The sequence below is a fragment of the Mycolicibacterium celeriflavum genome (assembly GCF_010731795.1).
Lineage (GTDB): Bacteria > Actinomycetota > Actinomycetes > Mycobacteriales > Mycobacteriaceae > Mycobacterium > Mycobacterium celeriflavum.
Genome location: NZ_AP022591.1, coordinates 4,680,605 through 4,701,953, shown reverse-complemented (window position 1 = coordinate 4,701,953; position 21,349 = coordinate 4,680,605). Strand labels below are relative to the sequence as shown.

The window sequence follows — 21,349 nt, the reverse complement described above, 5'->3', positions numbered from 1 at the left end:
GGTGGCGCGGTCATGGGATCAGTCCCTTACCGTCGATGGCCTTCTGCACCTGCTCGGTGAGTTCGTCGGCGGTGTGCTCGGGGTCGATGTCGGTGATCGGCGCCAGCGTGGCCGAGATACGCGTCGACACCGCTTGGTAGACGGGCGTGGCGGGCCGGACCGCCGCGTTGGTGAGTTGTTCGCGGATGATCTCGTACTGCGGATATTTCATCTGGAATGCGGGATCGCTGTACAGCGACGTCCGCACGGCCGGCAGACCGCCTTCCACCGACGTGAACCGCTGGTTCTCGACATTGCGCAGGCACCGAATGGCCTCGAACGCTTCGGCTTTGTGCTGCGTCGTCTTCGCGACGGCGAGGTTCAGACCACCGATGGTGACCTTGGCCTGCTGACCCGGTTGCACGCCCGGATAGGGGGCGAACCCGAATACCTTCTTGCTCGCCTGGAACGCGGCCTCGAACTGCTCGTCGGTCGGGGAGAACGTGCCGACGTCGTCGATGCTGTCGGCGAGTGCGGGGTCTTCGTTGAGCGGCAGGAACGGCACCCCGCCCTTGACCGCGTTCTCGAGCAGCGACGGCAGTACATACGGCCAGTTCACCTCGAGCGCCGCTTTGCCTTGTTCGAGTGCCAGGCGCGCGGTGGTTTCGTCTGTCTGTGTCACCGACGGGTCCGCACCGGGCGCTGTGGCAACGTCTTTGATGATCTGCAGCGCCTTGACGGTGGCCGCTCGGTGCTCGGGGGTGTCGGTCAGGGTGACGGTTTCACCGTCGTCGGAAAGGACCTGACCGCCGGCGCTTTCCAGCAAGGTGTTGAACCAGACGACCAGACCCTCGTACTGCTTTCCTTGTACCGCAATCCAGCTCGGCTCGCCGGCCGCGTGCAGCCGCGTCGCCTCCGCCACCATGGCATCCCAGGTTGCCGGTGGCTGCGACATGAGATCGGCGCGGTACCAGAGCAATTGGGTGTTGGTGGTGATCGGCGCGGCGTAGAGTTTGCCTTGCCAGGTGGCAGTCTCCACCGGACCGGGCAGCGTGTTTGCCGTGGCGTCGGCCTCGGCGAGACCTGCTGGGTCGTCGGAGAGTGGCAATGCCCAACCGGCCTCGGCGAACTCGGCTGTCCACACGACGTCGAGCGCCATCACGTCGAGGGTCTTGTCGTTTCCGGTGAGCCGCCGCGCGAGCTGGAGTCGCTGGTCGTCGGCGCTCTTGGGCAAGCTGATCTGTTGGATGGTGAACCGGCCACCGAGTTCTTCGTTGCACCGCTGGGCGACTGCCGTGAAGGTCTGCGCCTCGTTGGCCGGCGTGTAGTAGTTGATCACGATGCCGCGGCTGTCGGAACCGCAAGCCGTCAGCATTGACGCCGTCGTCAGGGCAGCGACCGCCGCAGCGCCTAGCCGCCGTGGGCCCCCACGCACGCTGGGGAAGCGCACCACCCGCCTCCGTCCGCCTCCGATGTCGCCGCCGGAGCGACTCCGTCGGGAATGTCCCGCGCGCAAACCGTATTGCCACAACCACGTGGTTTGCAACACTTCAGGGCCGCGCGTCGGGCACCGTTACGCAATTGCGTTGGGGTGCCACATGCATCCTCGGGGCAGGAGGAGCCGTCAGATGGTCAAGCGCGCCAGCAGATCCCGGCCACGCTCGGCGTTCTGCGGATCACAGAGTACGTCGTAGCGTCCGGCGACCAGTTGCAGAGTCGAGCTGAAATCTCTTGTGCCGCGTGCCATCGCGTACGGGATGGCCGATGTGATGAGGCCGAAGAACACACCGGCGATCAGCCCGGTGGCCAACGCACCCCACGGGCTGGGGCTGAAGAATCCGAGGACCAGGCCGATGAACAGGCCCAGCCAGGCGCCGGTCAGCACACCACCGCCGAGCACCTTCGGCCACGACAGCCTGCCGGTGACCCGCTCGACCTGCATGAGGTCCACGCCGACGATCGTCACCTGCTGCACCGGGAACTCCTGGTCGGACAGGTAGTCCACGGCGCGCTGGGCCTCGGCGTAGGTCGGGTATGAGCCGATCGGCCAGCCCTTCGGCGGGGTCGGCAGGCTGGCGGGGCCACGCCCGGCGCTCGCCGCGCCCGGCGTGGCGCCGGGGGTCTGTCCAGGCTGAAACGGACTGGTCATCGCTGCTCCATCTCCTCTTTTCGCGCCCGATCGCACTGTGTGTTCCACCAGAATCAACGCCGCGAGAGCCGCGATCGTGCCCGGCGGGTGCGCTAGGTTGACAGCATGACAAATCCCGGCGACGACGCAGGAAAAACGGCATCATCCGGCGCCAGCAGCGGTGCGTCCGAACCGACTTCCAGCGGCTCCGAAGCGCCACCTATCGAGCAGTCCACGGACCAGTCGGCGGCGCAGGACCAGGGCGGGCAGACTGAGGGCGGGCAGTCCTCGGCACCTTTCGAGCCGCCGGGGCAGCCCGGCTACAGCCCACCGGCTTACGGCGCACCGTACGAGGCTCCGTCCGGTTACGATCCCTCGGCCGGCTACCCGCCGAGCTATCCCCCGCCGTCCGGTTACCCGCCACCACCCCAAGGTGGCTACCCGCCCCCGCCGGGGGCCTATCCCCCGCCGTCAGGCGGCTATCCGTCGTACTCCGACCCGTCGAACTTCGGGCAGTCTTATCCGCCGCCGCCCTACGGCGCATCGCCGTACGGCGGATCGCCCTACGGCGCACCCGCCGGGTATGGCGCGACCGGCTATACCGGCGGCTACGGCCAGCTGCCGCAGGACAAGACGAACGGGATGGCCATCGGCTCGCTGGTGGCCTCACTGGTCGGCATCCTGTGCGGCATCGGCGCCATCATCGGCATCGTGCTGGGCATCGTCGCGCTGAACCAGATCAAGGAAACCGGCGAAGGCGGCCGCGGGTTGGCCATCGCGGGCATCGCCGTCGGCGCAGCGACGTTTCTCTTCAACGTCGTGCTGGCCATCGCCATGCTGGGCACTTGAGCACGCAGGCGTAACGTCACTGCGGTGGGCGAAACGGCTCGCCCTGGCGTTGCATGCCTGCAGCGCGGCCCTTTCCGGCGATGACCAACGCCATTTTCCGGCTCGCCTCGTCGATCATCTCGTCGCCCAACATGACGGCTCCCCTCGCCCCGCCCGCGCGCGAGGTGTGCCACTCGTAGGCCTCGAGGATCAGCTCGGCGTGGTCGAAGTCCTCCTGCCGCGGGCTGAAAATCTCGTTGCCCGCGGCGATCTGGTCGGGGTGCAGCACCCATTTGCCGTCGTAGCCCAGCGCCGCGGAGCGACCGGCAACCCGGCGGAAGCCATCGACGTCGCGGATCTTCAGATACGGGCCGTCGATGGCGAGCACACCGTGGGTCCGAGCGGCGATCAGGATTCGCATCAGCACGTGGTGGTGCGCATCGCCGACGTCGTAGCCCTCCGGTTGCTCACCGACCTCCAGCGTGCGCATGTTCAGGCTGGCGGCCATGTCGGCGGGTCCTAGCACCAGCGCCTGCACCCGCGGTGCGGCAGCAATCGCGTCAATGTTGGTGAGCCCCTGCGCATTCTCGATCTGCGCCTCGATCCCGATGCCGCCGACCGGCAGCCGATGGGTGGTCTCGAGTTGGCTCAGCAACAGGTGCAGTGCGTGGATATGCGAGGCGTCGGTGACTTTGGGCAGGACCACGATGTCCAGCGCCGCGTCCCGGGACGAGGCAACCGTCGACACCACCTCGATGATGTCGGCGTACGTCCACGGCGTTGTCCAGTCGTTGACCCGCACACCGCGCAGTTGACCGGCCCAGCCCGGCTCGGCCAGCGCGGTCGCCACCCGGGTGCGGGCCTCGGCCTTGGCGTCCGGCGCGACGGCATCCTCGAGGTCCAGAAACACCTCGTCGGCGGCCAGGGATTTCGCCTTCTCGACCATTTTCGCGCTGCTCCCGGGAACGGAAAGCACCGTTCGGCGGGGTCGATACCGGTTTTCCACAACAACACTCTCTACCCTTTGAGTCATGGCGGCGGTGAACAGGGTCTATGCGGCCCGACTCGCGGGAATGGTGGTGTTGGGCCCCGACGGGGAGTCCATCGGCCGGGTCCGCGATGTCGTGATCAGCATCAGTCTCGTGCGCCAGCAGCCCCGCGTGCTCGGCTTGGTCGTCGAAATGCTCACGCGGCGAAGGATTTTCGTACCGATTCTGCGGGTGACGTCGATCGAGCCCGGCGCCGTGACGCTTGCCACCGGCAGTGTGTCGCTGCGCCGGTTCGCGCAGCGCCCGGGTGAGGTGCTGGTGCTGGGGCAGGTCATCGAAACACGCGTGCGCGTCGACGATCCCGACCTGCCGCAGCTGGCGAACCTCGACGTGATCGTCGTGGACCTCGGCATCGAGCAGACGCGCACCCGCGACTGGATGGTCACCAAGGTGGCGGTTCGCCCGCATCGACGGCTCGGCCGGCGCAGCAACGTACACGTCGTCGACTGGCAGCATGTGCATGGCCTGACGCCGTCCGGTCTGGCGATGCCCGGTCAGGGTGTGGCGCAACTGCTCGAGCAGTTCGAGGGCCAGCGGGCGGTCGAGGTCGCCGAGGCCATCCGGGAACTGCCGAACAAGCGGCGCTACGAGGTGGTCAACGCCCTGGACGACGAACGGCTGGCCGACGTGCTCCAGGAGTTGCCCGAAGACGATCAGACCGACGTACTCAAGCGGCTGCCCGCCGACCGGGCCGCCGACGTGCTCGAGGCGATGGATCCCGACGACGCCGCCGACCTGCTGGGGTCGATGACGCCGGTGGATGCCGAGCAGTTTCTGCGGCGGATGGATCCCGAGGACTCCGAGGACGTGCGACGGCTGCTGTCGCACTCCCCCGACACCGCCGGCGGGCTGATGACGTCCGAGCCGGTGGTGCTGGCCCCCGACACCACCGTCGCCGAGGCGCTGGCCCGCGTCCGCGACCCCGACCTGACCCCCGCGCTGGCCTCGCTGGTGTTCGTGTCGCGCCCGCCGACGGCCACGCCGACCGGCCACTATCTCGGTTGCGTGCACCTGCAGCGGCTGCTGCGTGAGCCGCCCGCCGATCTGGTCAGCGGGATCATCGACACCGATCTGCCGAATCTCGGCCCGGAGGACTCCCTGGCGGCGGTGACCCGCTACTTCGCCGCCTACAACCTGGTTTGCGGGGCGGTCGTCGATGAGCAGAACCATCTGTTGGGCGCCGTGTCGGTCGACGACGTGCTCGACCACCTGCTGCCCCATGACTGGCGCGACACCGAAGAGCCGGAGCTCACGGGCGCCGAGGGGGGCACATGACCGACCGCGGCCGGCTCGACACGCCGCTGGAGTCGCGGCGGCGGTTCTCCTTCAACGTCGATCCCGAGGCGGTCGGGAACTTCAGCGAGTCGATCGCCCGGTTCCTGGGCACCGGGCGCTACCTGGCGTGGCAGACGATCCTCGTGATCGTCTGGATCAGCCTGAACCTGTTCGCCGTCGGCCTGCGCTGGGACCCGTACCCGTTCATCCTGCTCAACCTCGCGTTCTCCACCCAGGCGGCGTACGCGGCGCCGCTGATCCTGCTGGCGCAGAACCGCCAGGAAAACCGGGACCGGGTCTCGCTCGAGGAGGACCGCCGGCGCGCGCTGCAGACCAAGTCCGACACCGAGTACCTGGCCCGCGAGCTGGCGGCGTTGCGGTTGGCGGTCGGCGAGGTCGTGACCCGCGACTACCTGCGGCGCGAACTCGAGGAAATGCGCGAGATGCTGGCCCAGCTGCAGCCCCCGGCAGCCGATCCGGCCGACGACGGTGCCGGCCGGGCCGAGGCGGGTGAACGACGGGCCAAGAAGTCGAGTGCGGGCAGCTAACACCATTGCTCAACGCGCGCGGGGTCGAGTAGGTATGGTGACTTGGTTCACAAGCGATCGCAGACCAAGGACGGTTGAGTGCACATAAGGGGAGGAGCCGCCCTCAGGGCCGTGCGGCGCCGAGCGGCGGGCGTGGTGACCGCTTCGGGTCCCCGACTGCAGAAGCTAGCTACCGCCAACCGCATGCGTGCCGGCTTCGTCCTCGCGATCATCGCCCCGGTCGTGCTGGCCGGCAGCGTCGGCGCCTCCGCCCCGTCGCCGCGCACACCCTTCAGCGATGCCGCGGTGACCCCGCTGGCCGCCGTCGAACCGTCGCCGAGCAACAGGTCCGGCGCGTCGGTCGTCGCGGTCACCAAGACCCCCTCGGCCTTCCACATCGCCACCTCGACGGGGTCCGCACCCCCGCCCGCGGCGGTAGTGAATTCTCCTGGCGCACTTGGTATTCCAGCGATGGCACTTTCGGCGTACCGCAACGCCGAACGGATGATGGCCGCGGCCTACCCAGGCTGCGGCGTGAGCTGGAACCTGCTGGCGGGGATCGGCCGCATCGAGTCGATGCACGCCAACGGCGGTGCCACCGATGCCCGCGGCACCGCGATCCGGCCGATCTTCGGACCCGCGCTGGACGGCACGCTGCCCGGCAACGAGGTCATCGTGCAGAACCGCACGGCCGATCGCATCACCTACGCCCGCGCCATGGGCCCCATGCAGTTTCTGCCGGGCACCTGGTCGCGCTACGCCTCCGACGGCGACGGTGACGGCAAGGCCGAAGTGCAGAATCTCTTCGACGCGAGCCTGGCCGCGGCGCGCTACCTGTGCAGCGGCAACCTGAACCTGCGCGACCAGTCCCACGTGATGTCGGCGATCCTGCGCTACAACAACTCGGTGGCGTACGCCCGCAATGTGCTGGGCTGGGCGGCCGCCTACGCCACGGGTGTGGTGCCGATGGACCTGCCACCGATCACCGGATCGGTTCCGACTTTGAGTCAGACCGGTGAAGACGTCCACCTCACAGACCTTCGCGAGTACGAAGGTCTGGGCCCCGGCCTGCCGATCAACGCGCTCGGCCTGCCCGCCAATGATCCGTTGGCGCTGATGCCGCTGCTCGAACGCGATTCGGTCGCCAGCCAGATGGGTGCGCCCGGCCAGCAGCGGCTCGGACCGCCGCCCGGCCCCATGCCGCAGGGACTGGCGACGCCGCTGGCCCCGCCGCAACCGCCGCCGTGGACGCCGCCGTGGATGCAGCCGCCGCCGCGGCCCGAGTGTGCGGTGTTCTGCATCGAGGACAACCCGGCACCACTGCAGCCTGCGCTCGCCGGACCACCGGTCGCCCAGCCGTTGGCCCCGCCCGGTCCGGCACTACAGGCGCCGCAGCCACCGCCGAATCCGTTGGCGCCTCCGCCGCCGGGTCCCGCCCCGGCCGTCGGCCCGCCGGCACCCGCGCAGGCACCGGCCCCTGGACCCCAGCCAGGCCCGGCGCCCGGACCGGTCAGTTAAAGACCGCCGTCGAGTCGGCCTAGACTCGACGGTGATGTCTCAATCACCCTCTGACTTGGAAGCTGCGGTTCGTCGCGCGCTGGCCAAGGTGATCGACCCCGAGCTGCGGCGGCCGATCACCGAACTGGGCATGGTCAAGAACGTCACCGTCGAGGCCGACAGCGCGATCCATGTCGAGGTGTATCTGACGACTGCCGCGTGCCCGAAGAAGACCGAGATCTCCGATCAGGTCACCCGCGCGGTCGCCGACGTCCCCGGCACCGGCGCCGTCCGGGTCAGCCTCGACGTGATGAACGACGAACAACGCACCGAACTGCGCAAGCAACTGCGCGGCGATGCGCGCGAGCCGGTCATCCCGTTCGCGCAACCCGGCTCGTTGACACGGGTCTACGCGGTGGCGTCCGGCAAGGGCGGCGTCGGCAAGTCCAGCGTGACCGTGAACCTTGCGGCGGCGATGGCCGCCCGCGGGGTGTCGGTCGGCGTCCTGGACGCCGATATCTACGGGCATTCCGTCCCGCGCATGATGGGCACCACGGACCGGCCCGTTCAGGTCGAGTCGATGATCGTGCCGCCGGTCGCCCACGACGTGCGTGTCATCTCGATTGCGATGTTCACCCAGGGCAACACCCCGGTGGTGTGGCGCGGGCCGATGCTGCACCGCGCGCTGCAGCAGTTCCTCGCCGACGTGTACTGGGGCGATCTGGACGTGCTGCTGCTCGACCTGCCGCCGGGCACGGGCGACGTCGCGATCTCGGTGGCCCAGTTGATCCCGGGCGCGGAGATCCTGGTGGTGACGACTCCACAACTGGCCGCCGCCGAAGTGGCCGAGCGGGCCGGAGCGATCGCGCTGCAGACCCGTCAGCGCATCGTCGGCGTGGTGGAGAACATGTCCGGGCTGCTGCTGCCCGACGGTACGACCATGCAGATCTTCGGCGAGGGCGGCGGCAGGCAGGTCGCCGAGCGGCTGTCGCGCGCGGTCGGCGCCGACGTGCCGTTGCTGGGCCAGGTGCCGCTGGACCCGGCCCTGGTGGCCGCCGGCGACTCCGGTGTCCCGCTGGTGCTGTCGGCGCCGGACTCGACTGCCGGCAAGGAGTTGCGCAGCGTCGCCGATGCCCTGTCCAGTCGCAGACGCGGTCTGGCGGGCATGTCGCTGGGGCTGGACCCTGCCGGCCGATAACGGTTCCGGTATCCGGCATCGAAGTAGGTCACACCATGTCGGGCCGGGCGTTAAAGTGCTGTTCGTGGGTAGGGCGATGTTAGCCAACGGGCGTGGCAAGTTGCTGGCCCTGGCGACCTCGATCGCGCTTTCGGCCGCGTTGTTCTACGCCCAGACCGCAGAACCGCCGAAACAGAATGCCGCCGCAGCGCCGGCGGAGAGTCAGCAAGACGCGCCTGCAGGCGCGCCGCCGCCGCCGGTCCCCCGTCTCACCGAAGCCGAGTTGATGGCAGCCAGCGCTCCGGTCGCCAGCACGGCGACCCGGTTCGCGTTGCCCGCCGGCGTCGCACCCGAGGACGGTTTGCAGGTCAACACGATCCGGGTGGCCCGCGCCATCAGCGTGTTGTTCCCCGAGGTCACCACGATCGGCGGATATCGCCAGGACCCGCTGCAGTGGCATCCCAACGGCTTGGCGATCGACGTGATGATCCCGAACCACGGCAGCGAAGAGGGCATCGCGCTCGGCAACCAGATCGCCGGATACGCGTTGGCAAATGCGAAACGCTGGGGCGTCATCCATGTGATCTGGCGCCAGGGCTTCTATCCGGGCGTCGGCGCCCCGAGTTGGACGGCGGACTACGGCAACGAGACCGCCAACCACTTCGACCACATCCACATCGCCACCAACGGCGGCGGCTACCCCACCGGGGACGAGCAGTACTTCATCTGAAATCTGAGCCCGCGGCGGCGCTATGTGGCGTCGCTGTCGAACGGTGTCGGCGCGGACGTCTCCGGCTGGCCGGGTGCGGCCGGTGGTACCTGTGGAGTCGGCGCGTGTGGGCTGACCGGTTTGTCGTCCGTGTCATCCACAGGACGGTCGAACTTCCCGGTGAACAGGGAGTCGTCGCCGTCGAGCAGATGCTTGGTGAGCGCCGCGCGCGGGCTCATGCCTCGGAGCTTGTTGAGCTCGCTCAGCGGCTCACGCAGGTCCTCGAACTCCGGTCCGAGGTCGTCGCGCAGCTGGCTGGTGGCACCGCTGATGTAGTCGCGGGCCTGCCGCAGCGCACCTGACGTCCAACGGATCGCACCGGGCAGCCGCTCCGGCCCCAGGATCACCAGACCGGCGATCACCAGGATCAGCATCTCGCCCCAGCCGAGGTTGGCGAACATCGGCTAGGCGGTGTTGTCGGGACCCGGGTTGACGGTCAGCGTCACGCGCCGACCGTCGCGCATCACCTCGATCGGCGCGTCCTGGCCGATCTTGAGCTGACGCACCGCGACGACGAACTCGTCGGCGTCGGCGACGGTGCGATCACCGACCTTGACCACGACGTCGTTCTCGAGAATGCCCGCCTTCTCCGCGGGGCTGCCGGCCTTCACGTTGGCCACCTGTGCGCCCGAGGCGATGTCGTTGCTGACCGAGCGGGCGGTCAGGCCCAGCGTCGGGTGGGCGATCTTGCCGTCGCGGATCAGCGACTCGACGACGGCTTTGACCTCATTGACCGGGATCGCGAACCCGAGACCGCTGGCGCTCTCCGACAGCGACTTGCCCGCGGTGTTGATGCCGATCACGTTGCCGTTCATGTCGATCAGCGGACCGCCGGAGTTGCCGTGGTTGATCGGCGCGTCGGTCTGCAGGCCGTCGATCACGGTGTCGGTGTCCGAGCCGTCGCCCGACAGCGGCACCGGGCGGTGCATGGCGCTGATGATGCCTGCGGTGACGGTGCTGCGCAGGCCCAGCGGGGCGCCGGCGGCGATCACCTCGTCGCCGACGCGCAGCTTGTCCGAGTCGCCCATCTGCGCGACGGTCAGGTTGTCGACGTTGTCGACCTTCAGCACGGCGAGGTCGGTCTTGGGGTCGCGGCCGACGAGGTTGGCGGGCACTTCCTTGCCGTCGTTGAAGACGACCTTCATCTTGTACTTGCTCGGGTTGTTCGCCGCCTCGGAGATCACGTGGTTGTTGGTCACGATGTAACCGCGGCCGTCGATGACGACGCCGGACCCCTGCGAACCCTCCTGATCGCTGGTCGCCTCCACGGTGACGACCGAATCGGCAACAGCGGCAGCGACTTTGGCGATCCGGCCTTCGGGTGGCGGGCCGCTGTCGGAGGTGTTGAGCGTGACCTTCGACGTGGTGAACGCCTCGACCACCTCGGCGGTCTTGCGGCCGACCCAGCCGCCGGCCAAGCCGATCACCAGCGCGACGATGGCGAGCACCGCCAACGCGACGTAGGACACCCGGCCGCCGAACAACACATCGCGCACGCCCAGCTTGCCGGTCATCGCGGTCGTCGGAGCGCGCGGCGGCTCGTGCACCGCCGGAGCGCCGAGGGCAGCCGGAGCGGACGGGTCACGCCATGGATCGGCGACCTCGACGGGCTCCTGCGCCTCGCGTTCGGCGTCGAGGGCCCCCGCGTCGGCGGGATGACGCTGCAATGACTCACCGTTGGCATACGGCCTACCGAACGCCTCGGCCAACACCGGGTCGGGCGGCTGGTCCGTCGGGGTGAACTCGCCTTGGTCGCGGTACTTCTCCAGGCCCACGAACGAACCTCGAACCCCGTCGGGTCTGCCGAACGCGCGCTGCGCCGCCGGGTCGACGGGCGGACGGGAGACAGGACGCGGCTCCAGGCGCTCACGCCCGGTCTGGTCGAGATTGGTCACCCGTGTATCACCCTCTGTGAAGGCGCCCGCGATCGCCGGCGCAGAACCCTGCTCGTGTTCGCATTTACCCTACCGGCGCTTACGCCGTGGGCGCTCTGCGCTGTCAGCAAACTGCGACCGCTGCGTCTCGACGGGCGGCTCCGGCGGCGCGTGGTGCGGGATCTCGGACAACAGGCCCAGCAGGGAGCTCGGCACGTCGATCGGTAGCGAATCCCGCAATGCCGCGCGGGCCTGGCGCTGGGCGTCCACCTCGGCTGCGCACTGGGGGCACAGCGACAAGTGGTGGGCCGCGCGCAGATGTGGGGTCAGCCGCAGTTCGCCGTCCACAAAGGCCGCGATGGCCTCGGTCGACAGGTGCTCGGTGGAGCCGAACTGCCGCGGCCCGACCGGCGCGTCACTCTGGGAGGCGAACTGAGTGGGCAACCATGAGAAGGCACGGCGGAACACGTGTCCCGGCTCGACCATCGCCCAGCTCCTCTCGCGTCGTGTCACGGTGCTCACTCGAATGTAGCGCGGCGCAGGTCCGGAACGCCGCGAACCTCAGGCCGTCTGGGCCGCGATTTCGCTGTGATTGGCCAGATAGTCGCGAAGCGCCTGCCTGCCGCGGTGGATGCGGCTGCGCACGGTGCCCAGCTTGACGCCGAGCGTGGCGCCGATCTCCTCGTAGGACAGGCCCTCGATGTCGCACAGCACGACCGCGGCGCGGAACTCCGGCGGCAGCGAGTCCAGCGCGGCCTGCAGATCAGGGCCGAGCCGCGAGTCGTGATAGATCTGCTCGGGGTTGGGATCGTCGGCGGGGACCCGGTCGTAATCCTCGGGCAGCGCCTCCATGCGGATGCGGCCGCGCCTGCGGACCATGTCGAGGAACAGGTTCGTGGTGATCCGGTGCAGCCAGCCCTCGAACGTGCCGGGCTGATAGTTCTGCAACGACCGGAACACCCGGATGAACGTCTCCTGGGTCAGGTCCTCGGCGTCGTGCTGGTTGCCCGCCAGGCGGTAGGCCAGCCGGTACACCCGATCGGCGTGCTGGCGCACCAGTTCGTCCCACGACGGCATCGTCGCCTTGTCGCCGGTGGCGTCGAACACCGCGGTACCGGTCAATTCGTCGGAAGGCTCGACCCATTCCCCGTCCGCGAACTGCTCGAGGTGGGCCATGGAAGTCGGGGCCATCTTGATGGTGGTCGTCAGATCCTCCTGGTCACAGCCGCCATCACGGCGCGGCGGCTCGTTATTGGCGGCAACGGTCAGACCCACACAGGTATTCCCGGTAGTCCCCGGTTCGTCCCTGCAGAGCCAGCGTCCACCGTTTTCCATGGGACATACCGTCGCCGACCGTTCCGTGCTTGGCATATGAGCAAACTGAACATTTCCTGAGAATGCTTCTCTACCCATTTTCGACCTGCGCGAATCCATCGAAATCTGCTCGATCCGGCATTCGGCGACGGGCGTGTCGCGGTGCTGGCCGATACGGGTTGGCTACGCTGCGGGCATGGCCGGCACCGACGACGTCATCGGACCGCACAGCCGTGCCGATGCCATCGTCTCTCATGCCGAGCAGTCCATCTCCGAGGACGCCATCGTCGCCGCCGCCCGGGAACGCGCCCTCGACATCGGGGCGGGCGCCGTCTCCCCCGCGGTCGGCGCGCTGCTGTGCGTGTTCGCCAAGCTGACCGGCGCCAAGGCTGTCGTCGAAGTCGGCACGGGCGCCGGGGTCAGCGGCCTGTGGCTGCTGTCGGGCATGCGCGAAGACGGCGTGCTGACCACCATCGACGTCGAACCCGAACACCAGCGCATCGCCAAGCAGGCGTTCACCGAAGCCGGTATCGGGCCGGGACGAAGCCGGTTGATCAGCGGCCGCGCCCAGGAGGTGCTGACCCGCCTCGCCGACGAGTCCTACGACCTGGTGTTCGTCGACGCCGATCCGTTGGATCAGCCGCAGTTCGTCGCCGAAGGCGTCCGGTTGCTGCGCCCGGGCGGGGCGATCGTCCTGCACCGCGCGGCACTCGGCGGGCGGGCCGGTGACGCCAGTGCCAACGACGCCGAAGTCATGGCCGTGCGGGAGGCTGCGCGGCTGATCGCCGAGGACGAGCGACTCACCCCGGTGCTGGTGCCGCTGGGCGACGGCCTGCTCGCGGCCGCCCGCGACTGAACTTCGGGCGCACTTACCCAATCGGCCACATGTAGGCGTGGAAGGCCTGGAAGGCCGCGAGCGCTCAATCACGTACGCTTTTCGGCCCCCAAGCCGTACCAGCGTGAGCGCTCGCGCGGCTGAGCTGTGACGCGTTCCATCCTTGACCGACGGCTGAACGCGCGTTTAGTCTACTGAACATGCGTTCAGCTTCGAACGACCGGACGGCCGTTGCGCGGATCCGCGACGCCGCGATCGAGCAGTGGGGCGCGCACGGGTTCAACATCGGGCTGCGGGCGATCGCTGAGGCCGCGGGGGTGTCGGCCGCGCTGGTCATTCACCACTTCGGCTCCAAGGAAGGCCTGCGCAAGGCGTGTGACGAGCACGTCGCCGAAGTGATCCGCGAAGCCAAGACAGAGTCGCTGCAGAACGGCGATCCGGCGACCTGGCTCGCGCAGATGTCCGAGATCGAGTCGTACGCGCCGCTGATGGCGTACCTGGTGCGCAGCATGCAGTCGGGCAGCGAGCTCGCGAACACCTTCTGGCAGCAGATGATCGACAACGCCGAGCAGTACATGGATGAGGGCGTGCGCTCCGGTCTGCTCAAGCCGAGCCGCGACCCCCGCGCCAGGGCCCGGTTTCTGTCGATGTCGAGCGGCGGCAGCTTCCTGCTGTATCTGCAACTGCACCCCTCCACGGACCTGCGTGAGGTGCTTCGCGACTACGGCGAAGAAATGATGCTGCCCGCGCTCGAGCTTTACACCAACGGCCTGATGACCGACTCGACGATGTACGACGCGTTCCTCGAGCAACGCGAAAAAGGTATCCCGTTCAGCACCCCCAGAGAAGGAGACGGCTATGACGGCTCAACCAGCCAGGCCCCTGCAGCGGGTTGACGCAGGCGGTGGCCCGGCAGTCGAAATCCGCGGGCTGTCCAAATCATTCGGTCGCACCAGGGCGCTCGACGGGTTGGACCTGACCGTTGCACCGGGCCAGATCGCCGGTTTCCTCGGGCCGAACGGCGCGGGCAAGTCGACCACGATCCGCGTGCTGCTCGGCCTGCTGCGCGCAGACAGCGGCGCGGTGCGACTGCTCGGCGGCGATCCCTGGCACGACGCGGTGGAGTTGCATCGCCGCATCGCCTACGTGCCCGGCGATGTGACGTTGTGGCCCAACCTGACCGGGCTGCAAGCGATCGACTTCCTGGTCCGCCTGCGCGGCAACGGAGTCGACACGACCCGCCGGGATCAGCTGATCGAGCGCTTCGAGCTCGACCCGCACAAGAAGGCCCGCACCTACTCCAAGGGCAACCGGCAGAAGGTCGCCATCGTCGCCGCGTTCTCGACCAACGCCGAGCTGTACATCCTCGACGAGCCGACATCCGGCCTGGACCCGTTGATGGAGAAGGCGTTTCAGCAGTGCGTCGGCGAAGTCGCCGACCGCGGTGCGGCGGTCCTGCTGTCCAGCCACATCCTGGCCGAAGTCGAAAAACTCTGCGACAGCGTCACGATCATCCGCGCGGGCCGCACCGTACGCTCCGGGCCCCTCGACGAGCTGCGGCACCTGATGCGCACGACCGTGACGGTGCGCACCCGCCACGACGGCCAACGCCTTCAGGGCGCCCCGTTCGTCCACGACTTCGCGGTCAGGGACGGGCACTACGTCTTCTCGGTCGACCGCAACGACCTCGATCACGCGATGGACTTCGTCAGCGATCTCGGGATCATCGACCTGACGGTGACGCCGGCCTCGCTGGAGGACATGTTCCTGCGCGAGTATCAGGGGGTCGATCGATGACTGCCACGATCGACGCGCCGGTCACGACGCGGCACGGCACGCCAAACGCCGCGTGGACCGGAACCGCCAAGCTGCTGCGCCTCGCGCTGCATCGCGACCGGGTTCGACTCGGCGTCTGGATAGCAGTGCTGACGTCGCTCATGGTCTACGCGCCAGGCGCGATAAAACTGGCTTACCCCGAAGAGGCGCAACGCCTTGCCCGGGTCGACCTGATGAAAACACCCGCCGCGATCATGATGGGCGGGCCCATGTTCGGGAAGAACGAGACCGACCTCGGCGCGATGATGGCCAACGAGCTGATGCTGACGTTGATCGTGGCGACGTCGATCCTCGCAATTCTCACCGTCATTCGTCATACCCGCACCGAGGAGGAAAGCGGCGCAGCGGAGTTGGTGTTGTCGTCTGTCGTCGGCCGGTATGCCCGCACAGCGGCCGCGCTGATCCTCGTCGGCGCAGTCAACGCCGTGCTGGCGGTGACGATGACTCTGGCGATGGCGGCCACCGGCTTCGGGCTCGTCGACACCGCGGCGATGTGCCTCGGTGTCACCGGGGTGGCGATGGTGTTCGGTGCGGTGGCCGCCGTCACCGCGCAACTGTGGCGACAGGCGCGCACCGCGACCGGCGCAGCGATGGCGGCGTTGGCGGTCGCCGCGCTGGTGCGCGGGATCGGCGACGTCATCGACAACTCGGGCAGCGTGCTGAGTTGGTTCTCCCCCGTCGCCTGGGCACAGCAGATGCGCGCGTTCGTCGACCTGCGGTGGTGGCCGTTCGCGCTGCTGGTCGCACTGACCGTGGCCCTGATGGCGCTGGCCGCCGTGCTGGAGAGCAGACGCCAGTACGACGACGGCACCCTGCCGTCCACCGGCGAGCACCCCGACGCCCCTCCGATCACCGGCGTGCTGGCCCTGCACCTGACGCTGCAGCGCGGCCAGACCGTCGGCTGGACGGTCGGACTGTTCCTGGGCGGGCTCGCGTTCGGGTCGATGACCAAGTCGCTGCTGGACGCGGCGGAGAACAACGAGATGATCCAGCGCGTCATCGCGCAGCAGGGCACCGACAGTGTCCACACCACCATGACGCAGTTCCTCGCGGCGGCGGCAAGCGCGTATGTCGTCGGCGCGGTGCTGCGGGTGTACGCCGACGAGGACAAAGGGTTCGGCGAGGCGGTGCTGGCCGGTTCTGTGTCACGGTGGCGCTGGCTGTCGACGGCGATCGGATCGGCGCTGCTGGGCTCGACTGTGCTGATGTTGGCCGCCGGTCTGGGCAACGGCCTGGGCGCGGGTATCGCGGTCGGTGAACCGGCCACCGTGCTGCGGCTGACCCTGGCCGGGTTGGCCTTCGTGCCCGCGATGGCCGTGATGGCAGGGCTGGCCGCGTTCGCCGTTGCGGTGCGCCGACCCTGGATCGGGTGGCTGGCGGTAGCTTTCGTCGTCACCTCGCTGTATCTCGGCGCACTGCTGCGCTTGCCGCAATGGCTGATCGACCTCTCGCCGGTCGGCCGCACCACCGCGCCGACGGACTATCCGGTCACCGCGCTGGCCGTCATGGTCGTCGTCGCAGGGGCGTTGACGTTGCTCGCGGGCGCGCTGTATCGCCGGCGCGACGCGGTCTGAACCAGAAGGAGGAACAGTGAAAGTCGTTCTGCAACTGCTGGCGTCGACGATCGGCGGAATCCTGTTCATGGGCGTGCTGTTGTTCTTGCCCGCAGGCACGTTTGATTATTGGCAGGCATGGGTCTTCATCGCGGTTTTCATCGTCGGCACCATGGGGCCGACCGTGTATCTGGCGGTGAGGTCTCCCGCAGCGTTTCGGCGTCGCATCACATCAGGGCCCTGGGCGGAGACCCGACTCGCACAGAAGTTCATCATCGTCGGCATCGTGCTTTCGTTTGTCGCCGTCGGTGTCATCAGCTCGCTTGACCACCGGTTCGGCTGGTCGACGGTGCCGACGGCGGTTGCCGTGATCGGCAACGCAGTGGTGTTCGCCGGCCTCCTGTTGTCGGAGTTCGTGGTGATCCAGAACAACTATGCGGCAGCGACGATCACTGTCGAGGCCGAGCAACCGGTCGTGTCGACTGGACTGTATGGCGTTGTACGTCATCCCATGTACGCCGGAGCGCTAGTCATGTTTCTTGGGACGCCGCTTGCTTTGGCCTCATATTGGGGCTTGCTCACGGTCATTCCCGGCTTCTTCGTGTTCGCCGCCCGTATCACCGACGAGGAGAAGGCGCTGCGACGGGAACTCGACGGCTACGACGAGTACACCAAGAAGGTGCACTACCGCCTGGTCCCCGGGGTGTGGTGACGATGAAAACCACTGTCCAGGCGTCAGTTACGTCTCTTGCCGGCTTCGTCGTGTTCGGCCTTCTGGTGTTTGGATTCGCGGGGACGTTCGACTACTGGCGCGGTTGGGCGTTCATTGCAGTGTTCGCCACGGCCACGTTGATACCGAGTGGATATCTGGCAAGACGGAATCCAGAGGCGCTGCGCCGACGCATGCAAGCGGGTCCGCAAGCCGAGACACGACCTCTGCAGAAACTCGTCATCGCCATCGCCTTCATCTCGATGGGCGCGATGATCGCGGTGAGCGCGCTGGACTTCCGCTTCGGTTGGTCCTCGGTACCCGCCGTCGTTTCGATCGTCGGACTCGTCCTCGTCGCAGGCGGACTCACGATCGCGATGCTGGTCACCATCCAGAATGATTACGCCGCAGCAAATGTCACCGTCGAATCGGGCCAACAGCTGTCATCCACGGGCTGGTACGGATTCGTCCGGCACCCGATGTACTTCGGCAATGTGATCCTGATGATCGGCGTCCCGCTCGCTCTCGGCTCCTGGTGGGGTTTGGTGTTCGTCCCCGTCGGCCTCGCTGTCCTCGTCCTTCGGATTGGTGACGAGGAGGCTCTGCTCACACGCGATCTCGCCGGCTACCGCGAGTACACGCAGAAGGTCCGCTACCGGTTGGTGCCCTATGTCTGGTGAAGTTGGTGGTCTGCCCGGCGCATAATGCCGATGTGGAACTGCTGACCGGCCTGGGCCTGGCCACCGCCGCAGGACTCAACGCCTACATCCCGCTGCTGGCGCTCGGGCTGCTGTCGCGGTTCACCGACCTCGTCGCGCTGCCGCATGGCTGGGCCTGGCTCGAGAACGGCTGGGTGATGGCGATCGTCGCGGTGTTGCTGGTGATCGAAATCGTCGCCGACAAGATCCCCGCCCTCGACAGCGTCAATGACGCCATTCAGACCTTCGTGCGACCGACGGCCGGCGGCATCGTGTTCGGATCCGGCACCGCCGCGCAGACGTCTGCGGTCGCCGATCCCGGCGCGTTCGCACAGTCCGGGCAGTGGGTCCCGGTGGTCATCGGGGTGGTCGTGGCCCTCGTCGTGTCGCTGACGAAATCGGCGGTGCGCCCCGCTGCCAACGTCGCCACCGCGGGGGTCGCGGCGCCGGTCCTGAGTACCGTCGAGGACGGCGTGAGCGTCGGCCTGGTCTTTCTGGCGATCCTGCTGCCGGTGCTGGTGTTGGTGGCCGTGGCGCTACTGGTGTGGGCGGCGGTCCGACTGGTGCGCAGGCGACGCCGCGCCCGAGCAGGCCGCGGCTAGATCCAGACGCCCTTGCCGACCGCGACCACTCCCCCGGCGCTGATCGCGAACCGTTCGCGGTCCTTGTCCAGATCCACCCCGACCATTTCGCCCGGGCCGACGACGACGTTCTTGTCCAGGATCGCGTGGCGCACAACTGCGCCGCGGCCGATCCGGGCGCCGGGCATGATCACGCTGCCCTCGACGATCGCTCCGTCGTCGACGACGACGTTCGACGACAACACCGAATTACGCACGGACGCCGCGGAAATGATGCTGCCCGCGCCCACCACCGACTCCTGCGCCGAGCCGCCGTTGACGAACTTGGCCGGCGCAAGCATCTCCGACTCGCCGCGGATGGGCCAGCGCTTGTTGTAGAGGTTGAACACCGGGTGCACCGACACCAGGTCCATGTGTGCGTCGTAGAACGCGTCGAGGGTTCCGACGTCGCGCCAGTAGCCGTGATCGCGCTCGGTCGCGCCGGGCACCTCGTTGTTGCTGAAGTCGTACACCGCCGCCATGCCGTCGGCGACGAGACGGGGAATGATGTCACCGCCCATGTCGTGGTCGGAGTGGTCGTCGTCGGCGTCGGCGCGGATCGCGTCGATGAGCACCTTGGTGGTGAAGATGTAGTTGCCCATCGACACGAACGTCTGCTCGGGATCGTCGGGCGTGCCCGGCGGGTCGGCGGGCTTCTCGATGAACCCGCGGATGCGTCCGGACTCGTCGGAGTCGATGCATCCGAACGCGGTGGCCTCGGCGCGTGGCACCCGGATGCCCGCGACCGTCGCGCCCGCGCCGCTCTCGATGTGGAACTGGACCATCTGCTCGGGATCCATGCGGTAGACGTGGTCGGCGCCGAACACCACGATGTAGTCCGGATCCTCGTCGTAGATGAGGTTCAGCGACTGATAGATCGCATCGGCGGAGCCGGTGTACCACCGCGGGCCCAGCCGCTGCTGAGCGGGCACCGGTGTGATGTATTCGCCGGCGAGGCCGGAAAGCCGCCAATTCTGCGAGATGTGACGGTCGAGCGAATGCGACTTGTATTGCGTCAGCACGCAGATGCGCAGATATCGCGCGTTGACCAGATTCGACAGCACGAAATCGATGAGCCGGTAGGCGCCGCCGAAGGGAACAGCGGGCTTGGCCCGATCCGCGGTCAACGGGTAGAGCCGCTTGCCCTCACCGCCGGCCAGGACGATGCCCAGCACGTGTGGCAATTCCCTCATGCTTCAAACCTATCGGCCGGTTCTGTCCGGGGCCAGGCATTGGTGTGCTGAGTCAGTCACTTGCAGGCGCGGCACAAGCCTGCGGCGGCCCGCCGCCGTAACTATCGTCTACAACCATGCGGGTGGCGATGATGACCCGGGAGTACCCACCCGAGGTTTACGGCGGGGCGGGGGTGCACGTCACCGAGTTGGTCGCTCAGTTGCGCCACCTATGCGACGTCGACGTGCACTGCATGGGCGCACCGCGGCCCGACGCGATTGTTGCCCAACCCGACCCGGCGCTGCTGGGCGCCAATGCCGCGCTGACCATGCTCTCGGCGGACCTGAACATGGTCAACGCCGCGGCCCAGGCTCACGTCGTGCACTCGCACACCTGGTACACCGGCCTGGCCGGTCATCTCGCCGGCTTGCTCTACGGCGTCCCGCACGTGCTGACGGCCCACTCGCTGGAGCCGATGCGGCCGTGGAAGGCCGAACAGCTCGGCGGCGGCTACCGGGTGTCGTCGTGGGTGGAGAAGACGGCAGTGGAGGCCGCCGACGCGGTGATCGCGGTCAGCTCCGGCATGCGCGACGACGTGTTGCGCACCTATCCCGCACTGGATCCGAACCGGGTCCATGTCGTGCGCAACGGAATCGACACCGAGGTCTGGTATCCCGCGACGCCGGAGCCGGGCGAATCGGTGCTGGCCGAACTCGGCGTCGACCCCACGCGCCCGATCGCGGCATTCGTCGGGCGGATCACCAGACAGAAGGGCGTCGCGCATCTGATCGCTGCGGCACACGATTTCGCCCCCGACATCCAGCTGGTGTTGTGCGCAGGAGCGCCCGACACCCCGGAGATCGCCGCCGAGGTGACCCAGGCCGTTGCTCAGCTCTCGCGGGCCCGCGCCGGGGTGTACTGGGTACGCGAGATGCTTCCGATCGTCAAGATTCGCGAAATATTAACCGCAGCAACGGTTTTCGTATGCCCGTCGGTCTATGAGCCGTTGGGCATCGTGAACCTGGAGGCGATGGCGTGCGCGACGGCGGTGGTGGCCTCCGATGTCGGCGGCATCCCGGAGGTGGTGGCCGACGGTCACACCGGGCGGCTGGTGCACTACGACCCGCAGGACCCGACGGGATACGAGACCCGGTTGGCCGCGACCGTCAACGAGCTGGTGGCCGACCCGCAGCGGGCGCGCCGATACGGTCGGGCCGGGCGGCAGCGTTGCATCGACGAGTTCTCCTGGGCCCACATCGCCGAACAGACGCTGGAGATCTACCGCAAGGTGTCCGACAGCGAGCTCACTAGCTTGTGACGTTCTTCAGCTCGTCCCCGAGCGCGGCGGCTTCGTCGGGAGTGAGCTCAACGACCAGTCGCCCGCCGCCTTCCAGTGGTACCCGCATCACGATGCCGCGCCCCTCCTTGGTTGCTTCCAGTGGACCGTCGCCGGTCCGGGGCTTCATCGCCGCCATCGAGTGCTCCCTCCACATGAGCCGGCCCGCTTG

At 68.0% G+C, this 21,349-nt stretch carries 23 protein-coding genes; 14 read left to right on the top strand and 9 right to left on the bottom strand.

All coding sequences use genetic code 11. From position 1 onward, the window contains the following. Positions 1–10: 10 nt before the first annotated feature. Entirely contained in the window at positions 11–1,354 is a 1,344-nt protein-coding gene (locus G6N18_RS22630) for an ABC transporter substrate-binding protein (RefSeq protein WP_083001849.1), read from the bottom strand. A gap of 249 nt (positions 1,355–1,603) precedes the next feature. Beyond that, positions 1,604–2,128, bottom strand: a complete 525-nt coding sequence (locus G6N18_RS22625) for a YflT domain-containing protein (RefSeq protein WP_067221803.1) — start codon at positions 2,126–2,128, stop codon at positions 1,604–1,606. Between the two features lie 105 nt (positions 2,129–2,233). Between G6N18_RS22625 and G6N18_RS22620 the strand changes: the two genes are divergently transcribed. Then, on the top strand, positions 2,234–2,956 hold the full coding sequence (locus G6N18_RS22620; RefSeq protein ID WP_083001847.1) for a DUF4190 domain-containing protein: 723 nt from the start codon (positions 2,234–2,236) through the stop codon (positions 2,954–2,956). 16 nt (positions 2,957–2,972) lie between these two features. Here G6N18_RS22620 and G6N18_RS22615 read toward each other — a convergent pair whose 3' ends face one another. Next, positions 2,973–3,941, bottom strand: a complete 969-nt coding sequence (locus G6N18_RS22615) for an HpcH/HpaI aldolase/citrate lyase family protein (protein WP_109749443.1) — start codon at positions 3,939–3,941, stop codon at positions 2,973–2,975. 25 nt (positions 3,942–3,966) lie between these two features. Here G6N18_RS22615 and G6N18_RS22610 point away from each other — a divergent pair, with 25 nt between their 5' ends. The 5 genes from G6N18_RS22610 to G6N18_RS22590 all read left to right on the top strand — a co-directional run bounded on the left by G6N18_RS22610 (position 3,967) and on the right by G6N18_RS22590 (position 9,190). Next, the gene (locus G6N18_RS22610; RefSeq protein ID WP_083001844.1) at positions 3,967–5,259 is read left to right on the top strand and encodes a magnesium transporter MgtE N-terminal domain-containing protein; all 1,293 of its coding nucleotides are present in this window, start codon (positions 3,967–3,969) and stop codon (positions 5,257–5,259) included. Beyond that, positions 5,256–5,807: a DUF1003 domain-containing protein gene (locus G6N18_RS22605; RefSeq protein ID WP_067221793.1), complete on the top strand. Its 552-nt coding sequence runs from the start codon at positions 5,256–5,258 to the stop codon at positions 5,805–5,807. The genes G6N18_RS22610 and G6N18_RS22605 overlap by 4 nt, the downstream gene beginning before the upstream one ends. A gap of 183 nt (positions 5,808–5,990) precedes the next feature. After that, positions 5,991–7,304 (top strand): lytic transglycosylase domain-containing protein, encoded by a 1,314-nt coding sequence (locus tag G6N18_RS22600; RefSeq protein WP_083001843.1) that lies wholly within the window; start codon positions 5,991–5,993, stop codon positions 7,302–7,304. 34 nt (positions 7,305–7,338) lie between these two features. Next, positions 7,339–8,481, top strand: coding sequence for an Mrp/NBP35 family ATP-binding protein (locus tag G6N18_RS22595; RefSeq protein WP_083001841.1), 1,143 nt, complete (start codon positions 7,339–7,341; stop codon positions 8,479–8,481). 55 nt (positions 8,482–8,536) lie between these two features. After that, on the top strand, positions 8,537–9,190 hold the full coding sequence (locus G6N18_RS22590; protein WP_234783667.1) for a VldE C-terminal domain-containing protein: 654 nt from the start codon (positions 8,537–8,539) through the stop codon (positions 9,188–9,190). A 20-nt stretch (positions 9,191–9,210) separates the two neighbouring features. Here G6N18_RS22590 and tatB read toward each other — a convergent pair whose 3' ends face one another. From tatB to sigE, 4 genes are all read right to left on the bottom strand, one after another. After that, the gene (gene tatB / locus G6N18_RS22585; RefSeq protein WP_067221785.1) at positions 9,211–9,630 is read right to left on the bottom strand and encodes a Sec-independent protein translocase protein TatB; all 420 of its coding nucleotides are present in this window, start codon (positions 9,628–9,630) and stop codon (positions 9,211–9,213) included. Positions 9,631–9,633: 3 nt separating this feature from the next. Then, the gene (htrA, locus tag G6N18_RS22580; protein ID WP_067221783.1) at positions 9,634–11,124 is read right to left on the bottom strand and encodes a serine protease HtrA; all 1,491 of its coding nucleotides are present in this window, start codon (positions 11,122–11,124) and stop codon (positions 9,634–9,636) included. A 69-nt stretch (positions 11,125–11,193) separates the two neighbouring features. Beyond that, on the bottom strand, positions 11,194–11,589 hold the full coding sequence (rseA, locus tag G6N18_RS22575) for an anti-sigma E factor RseA (protein WP_067221780.1): 396 nt from the start codon (positions 11,587–11,589) through the stop codon (positions 11,194–11,196). 75 nt (positions 11,590–11,664) lie between these two features. Next, on the bottom strand, positions 11,665–12,438 hold the full coding sequence (gene sigE / locus G6N18_RS22570) for an RNA polymerase sigma factor SigE (RefSeq protein WP_083001839.1): 774 nt from the start codon (positions 12,436–12,438) through the stop codon (positions 11,665–11,667). Positions 12,439–12,613: 175 nt separating this feature from the next. Between sigE and G6N18_RS22565 the strand changes: the two genes are divergently transcribed. From G6N18_RS22565 to G6N18_RS22535, 7 genes are all read left to right on the top strand, one after another. Beyond that, a complete protein-coding gene (locus G6N18_RS22565) occupies positions 12,614–13,273 on the top strand; it encodes an O-methyltransferase (protein ID WP_083001838.1) in 660 nt (219 codons plus the stop codon). Positions 13,274–13,452: 179 nt separating this feature from the next. Next, positions 13,453–14,148, top strand: a complete 696-nt coding sequence (locus G6N18_RS22560; protein WP_083001836.1) for a TetR/AcrR family transcriptional regulator — start codon at positions 13,453–13,455, stop codon at positions 14,146–14,148. Beyond that, positions 14,111–15,049, top strand: coding sequence for an ABC transporter ATP-binding protein (locus G6N18_RS22555; protein WP_083001834.1), 939 nt, complete (start codon positions 14,111–14,113; stop codon positions 15,047–15,049). The genes G6N18_RS22560 and G6N18_RS22555 overlap by 38 nt, the downstream gene beginning before the upstream one ends. Continuing rightward, a complete protein-coding gene (locus tag G6N18_RS22550; RefSeq protein ID WP_083001832.1) occupies positions 15,046–16,662 on the top strand; it encodes an ABC transporter permease in 1,617 nt (538 codons plus the stop codon). The genes G6N18_RS22555 and G6N18_RS22550 overlap by 4 nt, the downstream gene beginning before the upstream one ends. A 16-nt stretch (positions 16,663–16,678) precedes the next feature. After that, the gene (locus G6N18_RS22545) at positions 16,679–17,353 is read left to right on the top strand and encodes a methyltransferase family protein (RefSeq protein WP_067221765.1); all 675 of its coding nucleotides are present in this window, start codon (positions 16,679–16,681) and stop codon (positions 17,351–17,353) included. A 2-nt stretch (positions 17,354–17,355) separates the two neighbouring features. After that, on the top strand, positions 17,356–18,030 hold the full coding sequence (locus tag G6N18_RS22540) for a methyltransferase family protein (RefSeq protein ID WP_083001831.1): 675 nt from the start codon (positions 17,356–17,358) through the stop codon (positions 18,028–18,030). A gap of 32 nt (positions 18,031–18,062) precedes the next feature. Beyond that, the gene (locus tag G6N18_RS22535) at positions 18,063–18,650 is read left to right on the top strand and encodes a DUF4126 domain-containing protein (RefSeq protein ID WP_083001908.1); all 588 of its coding nucleotides are present in this window, start codon (positions 18,063–18,065) and stop codon (positions 18,648–18,650) included. On the opposite strand, the gene glgC is transcribed toward G6N18_RS22535, so the two are convergent. Then, positions 18,647–19,861, bottom strand: a complete 1,215-nt coding sequence (glgC, locus tag G6N18_RS22530) for a glucose-1-phosphate adenylyltransferase (protein ID WP_067221760.1) — start codon at positions 19,859–19,861, stop codon at positions 18,647–18,649. The two genes, G6N18_RS22535 and glgC, sit on opposite strands and share 4 nt — an antisense overlap. Before the next feature lie 116 nt (positions 19,862–19,977). On the opposite strand from glgC, the gene glgA reads away from it, so the two are divergent. Further along, complete coding sequence (glgA, locus tag G6N18_RS22525) at positions 19,978–21,159, top strand: glycogen synthase (protein ID WP_067221758.1); 1,182 nt, start codon at positions 19,978–19,980, stop codon at positions 21,157–21,159. Here glgA and G6N18_RS22520 read toward each other — a convergent pair. After that, positions 21,149–21,316: a DUF3117 domain-containing protein gene (locus G6N18_RS22520; protein ID WP_005059648.1), complete on the bottom strand. Its 168-nt coding sequence runs from the start codon at positions 21,314–21,316 to the stop codon at positions 21,149–21,151. The genes glgA and G6N18_RS22520 overlap by 11 nt on opposite strands. Positions 21,317–21,349: the final 33 nt, after the last annotated feature.

Coding starts and splice junctions, on each gene's coding strand:
- G6N18_RS22630 (WP_083001849.1), bottom strand. CDS start 1,354: ATGCTGACGGCTTGCGGTTCCGACAGCCGCGGCATCGTGATCAACTAC.
- G6N18_RS22625 (WP_067221803.1), bottom strand. CDS start 2,128: ATGACCAGTCCGTTTCAGCCTGGACAGACCCCCGGCGCCACGCCGGGC.
- G6N18_RS22620 (WP_083001847.1), top strand. CDS start 2,234: ATGACAAATCCCGGCGACGACGCAGGAAAAACGGCATCATCCGGCGCC.
- G6N18_RS22610 (WP_083001844.1), top strand. CDS start 3,967: ATGGCGGCGGTGAACAGGGTCTATGCGGCCCGACTCGCGGGAATGGTG.
- G6N18_RS22605 (WP_067221793.1), top strand. CDS start 5,256: ATGACCGACCGCGGCCGGCTCGACACGCCGCTGGAGTCGCGGCGGCGG.
- G6N18_RS22600 (WP_083001843.1), top strand. CDS start 5,991: ATGCGTGCCGGCTTCGTCCTCGCGATCATCGCCCCGGTCGTGCTGGCC.
- G6N18_RS22595 (WP_083001841.1), top strand. CDS start 7,339: ATGTCTCAATCACCCTCTGACTTGGAAGCTGCGGTTCGTCGCGCGCTG.
- tatB (WP_067221785.1), bottom strand. CDS start 9,630: ATGTTCGCCAACCTCGGCTGGGGCGAGATGCTGATCCTGGTGATCGCC.
- rseA (WP_067221780.1), bottom strand. CDS start 11,589: ATGGTCGAGCCGGGACACGTGTTCCGCCGTGCCTTCTCATGGTTGCCC.
- sigE (WP_083001839.1), bottom strand. CDS start 12,438: ATGGAAAACGGTGGACGCTGGCTCTGCAGGGACGAACCGGGGACTACC.
- G6N18_RS22565 (WP_083001838.1), top strand. CDS start 12,614: ATGGCCGGCACCGACGACGTCATCGGACCGCACAGCCGTGCCGATGCC.
- G6N18_RS22560 (WP_083001836.1), top strand. CDS start 13,453: ATGCGTTCAGCTTCGAACGACCGGACGGCCGTTGCGCGGATCCGCGAC.
- G6N18_RS22555 (WP_083001834.1), top strand. CDS start 14,111: ATGACGGCTCAACCAGCCAGGCCCCTGCAGCGGGTTGACGCAGGCGGT.
- G6N18_RS22550 (WP_083001832.1), top strand. CDS start 15,046: ATGACTGCCACGATCGACGCGCCGGTCACGACGCGGCACGGCACGCCA.
- G6N18_RS22540 (WP_083001831.1), top strand. CDS start 17,356: ATGAAAACCACTGTCCAGGCGTCAGTTACGTCTCTTGCCGGCTTCGTC.
- glgC (WP_067221760.1), bottom strand. CDS start 19,861: ATGAGGGAATTGCCACACGTGCTGGGCATCGTCCTGGCCGGCGGTGAG.
- glgA (WP_067221758.1), top strand. CDS start 19,978: ATGCGGGTGGCGATGATGACCCGGGAGTACCCACCCGAGGTTTACGGC.
- G6N18_RS22520 (WP_005059648.1), bottom strand. CDS start 21,316: ATGGCGGCGATGAAGCCCCGGACCGGCGACGGTCCACTGGAAGCAACC.